This is a genomic window from Kitasatospora sp. NPDC091207 (assembly GCF_044768625.1).
GTDB lineage: Bacteria > Actinomycetota > Actinomycetes > Streptomycetales > Streptomycetaceae > Kitasatospora.
This window is the reverse complement of record NZ_JBIVVS010000022.1, coordinates 137,901-149,324: the sequence shown is the minus strand read 5'-3', so window position 1 is coordinate 149,324 and position 11,424 is coordinate 137,901. Positions and strand designations below refer to the sequence as shown.

Sequence of the window (11,424 nt, the reverse complement as noted above, 5' to 3'; positions counted from 1 at the left end):
GTTGACTTTTGGCACGCTGTTGAGTTCTCAAGGAACGGACACTTCCTTCGGACCGCCTTCCAGCGGGCCCTCCGGGCGCTTCGTTCTTTCGTGTTTGAAGCTTATCAGACGTTTTCCACTCCGTTTTCCGGAGTTTCATTCAGCCGACTCGCATTCCGCCGCCCCTCTCGGTGCGACTCCGGAACTGTACGGGGACCGGCCCGCCACATGCAAATCGCCCCCGCCCGGGGATCCGGACGGGGGCGATCGGCGAGCAGTCGGCCTGTTCAGCGGACCTCGGTGATCTCCGGACCGCGGGCGAACGGGTCGAGCGCGGTGCCACCGAAGCGGTTGCTGTCGCCCTCGCCGGCAGCGGCGGCTGCCCCGCCACCGTCGGCCACCATCTGCGCGTCCTCGGGGAGCTTCAGCACGATCGGGTCGCGCGGAGCCATCGGGCTCTCGCCACGAACGACGACCGTCTGCTGGAAGACCTGCTCCAGGATTCCGGCCATCTCCGGCTGCACCGCGGCCTGGCCCGAGATCACACCGCGCAGGAACCAGCGCGGCCCGTCGCAGCCGACGAAGCGCACCAGCTGGACACCCTGCGTACCGTCCGGCAGCTGTACGGGGACCTGGGCCCGGAGGTGCCAGCCGAGCGGGCCCTCCTCCTCCTCGATGAGGCCGCCCTGCGAGGTGATGCCGTTGGCGATCTCCTCACGGACCTCGCCCCAGATGCCCTCGGACTTGGGAGCCGCGAAGGCCTGCAGCTGGATGGCGCTGTTGCCGAGGACCAGCGTCGCGGCCACGATCGCGTCACCGGCCACCTCGACGCGCAGTTCCATGCCCTCGACACCGGGGACCAGCAGGCCCCCCAGGTCGACCCGGCCTTCCTCCGGCTGCTCCAGCTCGGAGTGGTCCCACGGACCGTCCGGGCGCGGAGCCGGCGGCAGGCCGACCCGCTCCACCGGGTCCAGCTCGGTCACGTTCTCGCTCTCGGCGGAACCTTCGACGTCATCGGCCGTCTCGTCGGCGCTGATGGCGTCGTCGGCGAGCTGCTCGACAGCGTCCTCGCTCTTCTGGCGACGACGGAACACGGTCACTGTCCTTCCCGGTCCAAGACCGATGCGAATACCTGCTCGGCTTCCTGCGAGGCCGCGGGCAGCCTAGACCGCTGCGTGGCCACCGGTCGACCCGAACCCGCCCTCGGCTCGTGCCGACCCGGGCAGTTCGGCCACCTCGTGGAAGCGGGCCTTCTCGACCTGCTGGATGACCAGCTGGGCGATCCGATCCCCTCGGCGGAAGTTGACGGCTTCGCGCGGGTCCAAGTTGACGACGATCACCTTGATCTCTCCACGGTACCCGGCATCGACCGTCCCTGGGGCGTTCACCAGAGCAACTCCGCAACGAGCTGCGAGCCCGGAGCGCGGGTGGACGAACGCCGCGTAGCCGTCCGGCAGCGCGATGGCGATGCCGGTGGGCAGGACGACCCGCTCACCGGGGGCCAGCTCGGCGTCGACGGTGGTCCGCAGGTCGGCGCCCGCGTCGCCGGGCTGCGCGTACGCGGGCAGCGGCAGCTCGGTGTCGATTCGCCTGATCAGGACGTCTACCGGCGGGCGGGGGGTGGTGCTCAAGGGTTCACCTCAAAGGCTCGGGCGCGCTTCATCAGATCCGGGTCGTCGAGGACCTTCCCGATGTCCTCGGGACGACCGTGCTGGGTGAAGTGTTCCAGCTTCACCTCGATGAAGAGTGCCTGGGCGCGGACGGCGACCGGTCCGTCGGGGCCGCCGATGCGCGCCTCGCCGGCGCTGTAGATCTTCCGGCCGTGCACACCGGTGACCCACGCGCGCAGGTGCAGCACCGAGTCGACCGGTACCGGGCAGAGGAAGTCGGTCTCCAGCCGGCCGGTGACGGCGGGGGCGTGCAGCAGCCAGTTCAGCGTGCCGAGCGTCTCGTCCATCGCCGTGGTCAGCAGCCCGCCGTGGGCGAGGCCGGGGCCGCCCTGGTGGGCGGAGCGGACGGTGAACTCGGCGGTGACGTCCAGCCCGTGGCCCGCCACCGCGTCGATCTGCAGGCCGCCCGGGTGCTGCGGGCCGCAGCCGAAACAGTGCTCGTAGTGCGAGCCGAGCCGGGTGCCCGGGGCCGGGGCCTGCGGAGCGCGCGGGGGCAGGACGGCACCCGGCGGGGGCGTGGTCGGCGACAGCGGCGGGGTCGGCGCCGGCTGGGCGGACGGGGAGGCGGGTGCTACGGAACCGGTCACGGTGCCCAACCCTACCGACCGGTAGGCGGGGCGGGCCCGGGGGTGCCGTCCCGGGCCGCCCGTAACGGCGACCACAATGGGGGCATGTACGACGAACGCCTCACCGTGCCGCGCTCCTGGTGGTTGCTCCCGGTCGCGATCGGGCTCACGCTCGCGATGATCCTGCTGCGTCTCAGCGCGGTGGGCGCGCTGGTCGGGCTGGTGGTCGGCATCGCCGCCGGCGCGGCCGCGATCAGCAGCTACGGCTCCGCCCGGATCCGCGTGGTGCAGGGCTCCCTGGTGGCCGGCCAGGCCCGGATCCCGGTCGACGCCCTGGGCGCCGCGCACCCGCTCAGCCCCGCCGAGGCGGTGGCCTGGCGCGGCCCGAAGTCCGACCCGCGGGCCTTCATGCTGCTGCGCAGCTACGTCCCGACCGCCCTGCGCGTCGAGGTCACCGACCCGGCCGACCCGACGCCGTACCTCTATCTGTCGACCCGCTCGCCGATGAAGCTGGCCGAGGCCCTGGACGAGGCCCGCCGCGGCGCCCGCGCCTGACACCCGGCGCGGCGAATACCCCGACAACGCGGCCGCAACGGCCCGGAAACGGAGAGGGACGGTTCCGCGATGCGGGACCGTCCCAGATTTCTCCGTGCCGCACGAGGTGCTGCCACCCGCGCGGTGCGCGGTACTGCGCCGGTACGACCCGACGCGGTACTGCCAATGCGTCCGCCTGGACGGCCGCCGGTACTGCCGTCCGGCCCCGCTGCCCGGGGCCGGAAGGGGCGGTGTGCCGGTCCCGCGAGGTTCCGCGGGCCCGGGCCCATGGCCGCCCTGATACTCAGGCGCCGCAGTCCCGGCAGATCGGGTTGCCGTTCTTCTCGCTGTACAGCTGGCTGCGGTGGTGCACCAGGAAGCAGCTCATGCAGGTGAACTCGTCGGCCTGGCGCGGCAGCACCCGGACCGAGAGCTCCTCGTTCGAGAGGTCCGCGCCGGGGAGCTCGAGGCCCTCCGCCGCGTCGAACTCGTCGACGTCGACAGAGCTGGTGCTCTTCTCGTTCCGCCGAGCCTTCAGTTCCTCGATGCTGTCCTCATTGAGGTCGTCATCGGTCTTGCGCGGGGTGTCGTAGTCAGTTGCCATTTTTCGCTCTCCCCCTCCGGGTTGTGCGGTGTGTGCGGTATCTCCAGCGCACGTAACGCATGGGGGGTCGGTCTTGTGCCCGACCCGAGGCGGAGATTTTGCCTTACTTCAAGCCCTGTTACTCAATCGACACTCAGCCAGGGGTCCGTTGGGGTGATCCGATCGGGCGCGGGAGGCCTCACGCTGGGCCATCTCGGACCGGCGGCCGGGACCGCTCGGCGGGCACGCTGAGTCATCAGAGGCCTTGCGGCCACTCGGTCGTTCCCTTGCCCACCAGGGGGCTCACCCGATCCGGCCGAGCGATTCCGGCCCCGAACCTCATCACGGACCGCAACCGGAGCACCGTTCACCATGATCACGCTCCGAGACCGCCCCACCCCGCGGAGCGACACGGTGTGACCTTGCTCACGTTCTGAATCTTCCGGGGCAAACCACGGAAAATCCACCCAACAGGAACGGCCGGATCCGTCGCCCGGCGCGCCCCGCGGTTCGTGTCCGGCTCCTACCGGGAGGCCTGGACTACTGGGCGGCCTTCCGCGCGGCCCGGCGGGCCAGCAGCGCCGCCTGCCGCTCGTCGAACTTGGTCGCCTGCGCGTCCAGCCCGCCGAGGAAGACCCCGAGCTCGTCCTGGGCCCGCAGACCGTCCGGGCCCAGTCCGCCGATCTCCATGACCTTGAGGTGGCGCAGCACCGGCTGCAGCACGTCGTCGTGGTGGATGCGCAGGTTGTAGACGCCGCCGATGGCGATCTGGGCGGCGGCCCGCTCGAAGCCGGGGATGCCGTGGCCGGGCATCCGGAAGTCGGTCACCACGTCGGCGATGGCCCGCATGGCCTGGTCGGGGGCGATCTCCAGGGCGGCCTTCAGCAGGTTCCGGTAGAAGACCATGTGCAGGTTCTCGTCGTTGGCGATCTTCGCGAGCAGCTGGTCGCAGAGCGGGTCGCCGGAGGAGTGGCCGGTGTTGCGGTGCGAGATCCGGGTGGCCAGCTCCTGGAAGGCCACGTAGGCGACCGACTGCAGCATGCTGTGCGAGTTGTCGGACTCGAAGCCCTCCGACATGTGGCTCATCCGAGCCCGCTCCAGCTCGTTCGGGTCGACGGCCCGGGTGGCGAGCAGGTAGTCGCGGATGGCTATGCCGTGCCGGCCCTCCTCCGCCGTCCAGCGGTGCACCCAGGTGCCCCAGGCGCCCTCGCGGCCGAACATGGTCGCGATCTCGTGGTGGTAGCTGGGGAGGTTGTCCTCGGTCAGCAGGTTGACCACCAGCGACACCCGGCCGAGCGGGGTCACCTTGGACTGCTCCACCGCCCAGGCCTCACCACCGAGCACGCCGTCGAAGTCGCGGCCCTGACTCCACGGGACGAACTCGTGCGGCATCCAGTCCTTGGCGACCTTCAGGTGGCGGTTGAGCTCGGTCTCCACCACCTCTTCGAGGGCCATGATCAGCCGCGCGTCGGTCCAGGCGCTCGAACCGAGCGAGGCGTTGCGCTGCACGGGGGCGATGGTCACGAGTCTTGCTCCTGATGGACGGGCACGCGCGGGGACGGGCGCGTTGGGCGGGGCACGTCGGGGACGACGAGGTCGACGCACTTACGGTTCCGTAGGTTACGACACCGTAAGTTGCTCGGACCGGAAAAGACAAGCCGCCCCCGCCAGGCCTTATGTCGTCTTGACAGGGCCGGCGGGGGCGGCGGGATTGGTCCGCGCACGGAGCGCGAGCGGTACGGGCGGCGCAGCGGGGGCGTGAGGGGCCTGTGGCGGCCCTCAGGCCCCCGGGATCCGGACCCGCATGGTGAGGCCGCCACCGGAGCGCGGGGTGGCCTCGATGGTGCCTCCGTGCGCCCGGACCACCGAGCGGACGATGGACAGACCCAGACCGACGCCCTTGTCACTGCGGGTGCGGTCGGCGCCCTTGACCCGGCGGAACGGTTCGAAGATGTGCTCCAGTTCGTAGCCGGGCACCACCGGGCCGGTGTTGGACACCACCAGCTCGCCGCCACCGGGCACCTCGGCGGTGCTGATCTCGACCCAGCCGCCGGCGGAGTTGTAGCGCACGGCGTTCTGCAGCAGGTTGAGCGCGATCCGCTCCAGCAGCACGCCGTTGCCCGCGACCTCGGCCGGGTTCAGGGTGGCGCGCAGCTCGACCTCGCGCCGGTCGGCCTCGGCCCGGGTCTGTACCAGGGCCCGGGTGGCGACCTCGGAGAGTTCCACCGGACGGCGGTCGGTGAGTTCGTTGTCGCTGCGGGCGAGCAGCAGCAGGCCCTCCACCAGTTGCTCGCTGCGCTCGTTGGTGGCCAGCAGCGTCTTGCCGAGCTGTTGGAGGTCGGCCGAGGCCGCGGGGTCGGAGAGCTGGACCTCCAGCAGGGTCCGGTTGATCGCCAGCGGGGTGCGCAGCTCGTGCGAGGCGTTGGCGACGAAGCGGCGCTGGGAGTCGAAGGAGCGGTCCAGCCGGTCGAGCATGTCGTCGAAGGTGTCGGCGAGCTCCTTGAGCTCGTCGTCCGGCCCGTCCAGCTCGATCCGCCGGTGCAGGTCGGAGGAGGCCACCTCGCGGGCGGTGCGGGTGATCCGTCCGAGCGGGCGCAGCACCCGGCCGGCCATCGCGTAGCCGGCGGCGAAGGCGATCACGGCGAGGCAGACCAGCACCGTGAGGGCCTTGCGCAGCAAGGTGTTGAGCGCCGAGTTGGAGGCGATCTCGTGCCGGTTGGCGAGGTACTGGTTGAACTGCTCGCTGGTCATCGGCACGCCGTTGACGGTGATGTCCTTGCCGAACAGGAAGGGCGGCGGCTGGACGTCGTGCAGGGCCTGCCGGACGAAGAAGTACATCAGCAGCAGCAGGACGACGCCGGCCATCAGGAACATCCCGCCGTAGAGCAGGGTCAGCCGGATCCGGATGGTGGGGCGGAACGGCAGCCAGGCGAGCATGCCGTCGCCGGGCACGTAGGTGTCGTGCGACGCATGGTGCAGCCGGGGCGCGCGCGGCGGGTGCACGGGCTTCGGCGGTACGGACCGGGGCGGCACGGCGCGCGGGCCGCCGGCGGGCGCGCCGGAGGGCCCGCCGGCCGGGGGCGGGGTGGTCATGATCATCCTCTCGGGGCGTCCGCCGGGGCGGGCGCGTGGTGGGTGGGATCCGCCGGCGTCCAGGGGCCCCGCTGGGCCCCGGGGGGCCTGGCGGGGGTGCGTGGGTCCGGCCGGACCCGCGTCAGATCCGGTAGCCGGAGCCCGGCACGGTGACGATCACCGGCGGGTCGCCGAGCTTGCGGCGCAGCGTCATCACGGTGACGCGCACGACGTTGGTGAACGGGTCGGTGTGCTCGTCCCAGGCCTTCTCCAGGAGCTGCTCGGCGGAGACGACGGCACCGCCGGCCCGCATCAGCACCTCCAGCACGGCGAACTCCTTGGGAGCGAGCTGGACGGGCCGCCCGTCGCGGATCACCTCGCGGCGGCCGGGGTCGAGCGAGATGCCGGCGCGCTCCAGCACCGGCGGCAACGGGACGGTCGCCCGGCGGCCCAGCGCCCTTACGCGGGCGACGAGTTCGCTGAAGGCGAACGGCTTGGGGAGGTAGTCGTCCGCACCGATCTCCAGACCCTCGACCCGGTCGCTGATGTCGCCGGAGGCGGTCAGCATGATCACCCGGGTGGCGAGGCCCTGCTCGACCACGCTGCGACAGACGTCGTCCCCGTGGACCAGGGGGAGGTCACGGTCGAGAACGACCACGTCGTAGTCGTTGACCGCGATGCGCTGGAGCGCGGCCTCCCCGTCGTACACCACGTCGACGGCCATCGCCTCGCGGCGCAGGCCGGTAGCGACGGCCTCGGCGAGCAGCTGCTCGTCCTCGACGACGAGAACCCGCACGGTCGTTGTCCCTTCTCCAGGCCGGCCCCGGAAGCGGACGCACGGCTCCGACGGTGTCCCCATCCTGCCTGGTCGGGCGGTAAAGCAGCGATAAGCTGCCCCGGAGGCAGGGGCCGGCGGGGCGCGGTCGTCGCCGCCGACCACGGCCTCCGTCGCGATTCGTGCCGGGAGCAGTCCGCTTGGACTGTGACACAGGCAACTTTCTCGCCCGGACAGGTTTCCCCGTCCGGGGGCGGGGGAGGACAGGTGCACACCCGCGATCTGGCCAACGGCCGATCGCACCCACCCGCCGTGCGTTCATCATCCGCGCCGGCCCTGGGGTTGGGGCGTCACCGGGAGCGGCCGAGGGCCGTCTCCGCGCCCGACCGGAGATCACGACCTACCGGATCGGACGCTTCCGCTGGCTACCACGACCCTCGGGCGGGGGACGCACGAACGTGCACGTCCGACACAGTAAGGGGGCCCGTATGGACGCCTTCACCGCCGGAATCCTGCAGCGCATAGCCAACGCCGAGCAGGACCTGCACCGCGCGATCGAGGCCGGGGACGAGTTCCTCGCCGAGGTGGAGCAGTCCGAGCTGGACGACCTCCGCCGACTCGCCGCCGAACACGGCGTCGACACGGTGCTGGAGCGCCACCGCACCGCTGCCTGATCCGCCCGACCTGCCCGACCCGAAGCCGGACTCCGGCACCAGCGACCCTGCGGGGGCCGTGCGAAACCTCAAGCCCTGGCATTCCCCGTATGCCAGGGCTCTTCGCTGCCCGGCCACGGGTGGCGGACACCGGCGGGCCGGGTTCCGCCCGGAACCCGGCCCGCCGGTCCGTCCCGCCGGCCGACGGGTCAGTCGGCCCAGGCGCGCAGCCGCGCCAGCCGCTCCTGGAGCGGCTCGTAGACCCCGGGCGCGGCCGCGACGGTCAGCTCGCCGTCCGGGCCGTGGCCGGGGCGTCCGCCGACCAGGGCACCGGCCTCGGCCGCGATCAGGCAGCCGGCCGCCCGGTCCCAGGGGGCCAGCCCGCGCTCGTAGTAGCCGTCCAGGCGTCCGGCCGCGACGTCGCAGAGGTCCACGGCGGCGGCCCCGCCCCGGCGGATGTCCCGGACCTCCGGCATCAGCGCGAGCAGCACCTCGGCCTGCCGGACCCGCCTCGACCGCACGTAGCCGAAGCCGGTGGCGATCAGCGCCTGCCCCCACGGCGGCGCCGGCCGGGCCGTCACCGGCCGGCCGTCCAACCGGGCGCCGCGGCCCAGCACCGCCTGGAAGAGCTCACCGCGCGCCGGGGCGTACACCACGCCGACGACCGCCCGGCCGTCCAGCTCGGCCGCCACGCTGACGGCCCAGGAGGGCAGTCCGTACAGGTAGTTGACGGTGCCGTCGAGCGGGTCGACGACCCACCGGACCCCGCTGGTGCCGGGCCGCTCGGCCCCCTCCTCACCGAGGTAGCCGTCGTCCGGGCGGCGGGTGCCGATCAGCTCCAGGACGAGCTTCTCGGAGGCGAGGTCCATCTCGGTGACCACATCGACCGGGCTGCTCTTGGTACCCGCCACGCCCAGATCGGCGGGCCGGTTGTCGCGCAGCAGCGCGCCGGCCCGGTGGGCGGCGTCCAGGGCGACGTCGAGCAGTTCGTCGAGCAGGGCATCGGGCGGGCCGTCGGGCAGGCCGGGGCTGGGCACGGGGGTCTCCTCGGGTCGGGGTCAGCGCTCGGCGGCAGCCGGGCGGGGGGCGCGCGGGTTCGGGCAGCAGGCCACCGCGCACACGTCGTGGCTGGGGCCGAGCGCGCCCAGGGCGCAGCGGGTCACCGGCAGGCCCCGCTCGGTGGCGGCCCGCTCCAGGACCAGCTCCCGCACGGCGGCGGTGAACCGGGGATCGGCGCCGACGGTGGCCGCGCGGGCGACCGGCAGACCGAGCTCGGCGGCCTTGGCCACCGCCTCGGTGTCCAGGTCGTACTTGACCTCCATGTGATCGGAGACGAAACCGATCGGGACCATCACGACGGCGGGCGCGCCGGCCGCGTGCTGTGCCTCCAGGTGGTCGCAGATGTCGGGTTCCAGCCACGGGGTGTGCGGGGCGCCGCTGCGGCTCTGGAAGACCAGCTCCCAGGGCCGGTCCGCGACGCCGGTCCGCTCGGCGACGGCCGTCGCGACCAGCCGGGCGACGTCCAGGTGCTGGGCGACGTACGCACCGCCCGGCCGGCCGCGGGCCGGGTCGTCCGGGGCGCCGGAACTCTCCGCCATGGTGTCCGGGACGGAGTGCGTGGTGAACGCCAGCCGGGCGCCGGCCCGGACGCCTTCGGGCAGCCGGGCCAGCGCGGCCAGCGTGGCGTCGGTCATCGGCTCGACGAAGCCCGGGTGGTTGTAGAAGTGCCGGAGCTTGTCGACCCGGAGTTCGGGCAGCCCCTCCTCGGCCAGCCGCGCCAGCGCGTCGGCGAGGTTCTCCCGGTACTGGCGGCAGCCCGAGTACCCGGCGTAGGCGCTGGTGGCGAGGACGGCGACGCGGCGGTGCCCGTCGGCGGCGAGCTCGCGCAGGGTGTCGGTCAGGTAGGGCGCCCAGTTGCGGTTGCCCCAGTAGACCGGGAGGTCCAGCCCGTGCTCGGCGAAGTCCTCGCGCAGCGCCGCCAGCAGCTCGCGGTTCTGCTCGTTGATCGGGCTCACCCCGCCGAACATGAAGTAGTGCTTGCCCACCTCCTTGAGCCGCTCCTTGGGGATTCCGCGCCCCCTGGTGACGTTCTCCAGGAAGGGCACGACGTCCTCGGGGGCCTCGGGCCCGCCGAAGGAGAGCAGCAGCAGGGCGTCGTACGGAGCGGCCCCGGACGGAGAGGGATTGCGCACATCGGGCATGGGACCGATCCTGCCATTGAGGGGCCGGGCCACGGCGGCGGGGCCGCACCGGTGTCCGGAAAATACTGTTTGCCAAGGTACGTAAGCTGTGTAGTCCGGCCTCGTTCCTTACCCCCGCGGAGCTCCCGTGCTGTCCAGCTACCGCCAGATATTCGCCGCCCCCGGCAGTCTGGCCTTTTCCACCACCGGCTTCGTCGCCCGGTTGCCGATCTCCATGACCGGGATCGGCATCGTGACCATGCTCTCCCAGCTGAGAGGGTCCTACGGGGTGGCGGGCCTGGTCTCGGCGACGCTGGCGGTGTCCGCCGCCGTGCTCGGGCCCCAGGTCTCCCGGCTGGTGGACCGCCACGGACAGCGCCGGATCGTGCTGCCGGCCACCGCGATGACGGTGGTGGCCGCCGTCGGGCTGCTGCTCTGCGCCCGGCTGGAGGCGCCGGACTGGACGCTCTTCCTCTTCGCGGCCGGCATGGGCGTGATGCCGAGCACCGGCGCGATGGTCCGCGCCCGCTGGGCCCACCTCTACCGGGACGACGCGCCCAAGATGCACACCGCGTACTCCTTCGAGGCCGTGGTCGACGAGATCTGCTTCATCGTGGGCCCGATCCTCTCCATCGGCCTGGCCACCGCCGTCTTCCCGGAGGCCGGCGTCCTGCTCGCCGGAGTCTTCCTCGCGGTGGGCGTGCTGCTGTTCGCCGGGCAGCGCTCCACCGAGCCCCCCGTCCACCCGGCCGCCCGGCACGCCGACAGCTCGGTGATCCTCAACCGCGGCCTCCAGGTGCTGATCCTGACCTTCGTCGCCACCGGAGCGATCTTCGGCTCGGTGGAGGTCGTCACCGTCGCCTACTCCGAGGCCCAGGGCCACAAGTCCGTCGCCAGTGTGATCCTGGCCCTGTGGGCCCTCGGCTCCTGTCTGGCCGGCGTGGTGTTCGGCACCCTCCGGCTCAAGGGCTCGATGTCCGGCCGGTTCTTCGGCGGCGTGCTGTTCATGGCCGTCAGCATGGTGCCGCTGCTGCTGGTCGCCGAGTCGGTGCAGGGCGTGGGCGGGCTGATCGCGGTCGGCGCGGCCCTGCTGGTCGCCGGCATCGCCATCTCCCCCACCCTGATCACCGCGATGGCCCTGGTCGAACGGCTCGTCCCGGCCGCCCAGCTGACCGAGGGGATGACCTGGACCACCACCGGGCTGGCCCTCGGTGTCGCCCTCGGTTCCTCGGCCGGCGGCTGGGTGGTGGACGCCTCCGGAGCCGCCGCCGGGTACTGGGTGCCGGTGACCGCCGGGGTGTTCGGTGTGCTGACCGCCCTGGTCGGCCTGCGGCGCCTCGGCGCGGGCCTGGCCGCCGCCGCGCCGGCCCAGCCGGCCGCCCAACCCGTAGACCTCGAACGGTGAACTGACT

Annotated in this window: 12 protein-coding genes; 3 read left to right on the top strand and 9 right to left on the bottom strand. The window is 72.5% G+C overall.

The window, feature by feature from the left end:
* Positions 1-266: 266 nt before the first annotated feature.
* From ACIQTO_RS29620 to ACIQTO_RS29610, 3 genes are all read right to left on the bottom strand, one after another.
* Positions 267-1,073 (bottom strand): DUF3710 domain-containing protein, encoded by an 807-nt coding sequence (locus ACIQTO_RS29620; protein WP_402394278.1) that lies wholly within the window; start codon positions 1,071-1,073, stop codon positions 267-269.
* A 69-nt stretch (positions 1,074-1,142) separates the two neighbouring features.
* Complete coding sequence (gene dut, locus ACIQTO_RS29615) at positions 1,143-1,610, bottom strand: dUTP diphosphatase (protein ID WP_402394276.1); 468 nt, start codon at positions 1,608-1,610, stop codon at positions 1,143-1,145.
* Positions 1,607-2,179 (bottom strand): PaaI family thioesterase, encoded by a 573-nt coding sequence (locus tag ACIQTO_RS29610; protein ID WP_402394298.1) that lies wholly within the window; start codon positions 2,177-2,179, stop codon positions 1,607-1,609. Before ACIQTO_RS29610 ends, dut begins: the two co-directional genes overlap by 4 nt.
* 141 nt (positions 2,180-2,320) lie before the next feature.
* Between ACIQTO_RS29610 and ACIQTO_RS29605 the strand changes: the two genes are divergently transcribed.
* Positions 2,321-2,770 carry a DUF3093 domain-containing protein gene (locus ACIQTO_RS29605; protein WP_402394273.1) on the top strand — a complete coding sequence of 150 codons (450 nt, stop codon included), beginning with the start codon at positions 2,321-2,323 and terminating at the stop codon, positions 2,768-2,770.
* 283 nt (positions 2,771-3,053) lie between these two features.
* On the opposite strand, the gene ACIQTO_RS29600 is transcribed toward ACIQTO_RS29605, so the two are convergent.
* The 4 genes from ACIQTO_RS29600 to ACIQTO_RS29585 all read right to left on the bottom strand — a co-directional run bounded on the left by ACIQTO_RS29600 (position 3,054) and on the right by ACIQTO_RS29585 (position 7,200).
* The gene (locus ACIQTO_RS29600) at positions 3,054-3,353 is read right to left on the bottom strand and encodes a DUF4193 domain-containing protein (RefSeq protein ID WP_280668631.1); all 300 of its coding nucleotides are present in this window, start codon (positions 3,351-3,353) and stop codon (positions 3,054-3,056) included.
* 519 nt (positions 3,354-3,872) lie between these two features.
* Positions 3,873-4,856, bottom strand: coding sequence for an acyl-ACP desaturase (locus ACIQTO_RS29595; protein ID WP_402394270.1), 984 nt, complete (start codon positions 4,854-4,856; stop codon positions 3,873-3,875).
* 255 nt (positions 4,857-5,111) lie between these two features.
* The gene (locus tag ACIQTO_RS29590) at positions 5,112-6,425 is read right to left on the bottom strand and encodes a sensor histidine kinase (protein WP_402394267.1); all 1,314 of its coding nucleotides are present in this window, start codon (positions 6,423-6,425) and stop codon (positions 5,112-5,114) included.
* A gap of 121 nt (positions 6,426-6,546) precedes the next feature.
* Positions 6,547-7,200: a response regulator transcription factor gene (locus tag ACIQTO_RS29585; protein ID WP_355364871.1), complete on the bottom strand. Its 654-nt coding sequence runs from the start codon at positions 7,198-7,200 to the stop codon at positions 6,547-6,549.
* 467 nt (positions 7,201-7,667) lie between these two features.
* Between ACIQTO_RS29585 and ACIQTO_RS29580 the strand changes: the two genes are divergently transcribed.
* Positions 7,668-7,853, top strand: coding sequence for a hypothetical protein (locus ACIQTO_RS29580; RefSeq protein ID WP_030301315.1), 186 nt, complete (start codon positions 7,668-7,670; stop codon positions 7,851-7,853).
* A gap of 188 nt (positions 7,854-8,041) precedes the next feature.
* Here ACIQTO_RS29580 and ACIQTO_RS29575 read toward each other — a convergent pair whose 3' ends face one another.
* Positions 8,042-8,869, bottom strand: a complete 828-nt coding sequence (locus ACIQTO_RS29575) for an inositol monophosphatase family protein (RefSeq protein ID WP_402394264.1) — start codon at positions 8,867-8,869, stop codon at positions 8,042-8,044.
* A gap of 21 nt (positions 8,870-8,890) precedes the next feature.
* Positions 8,891-10,033: a ferrochelatase gene (locus tag ACIQTO_RS29570; RefSeq protein WP_402394261.1), complete on the bottom strand. Its 1,143-nt coding sequence runs from the start codon at positions 10,031-10,033 to the stop codon at positions 8,891-8,893.
* 127 nt (positions 10,034-10,160) lie between these two features.
* On the opposite strand from ACIQTO_RS29570, the gene ACIQTO_RS29565 reads away from it, so the two are divergent.
* Entirely contained in the window at positions 10,161-11,417 is a 1,257-nt protein-coding gene (locus ACIQTO_RS29565; RefSeq protein WP_402394258.1) for an MFS transporter, read from the top strand.
* Positions 11,418-11,424: the final 7 nt, after the last annotated feature.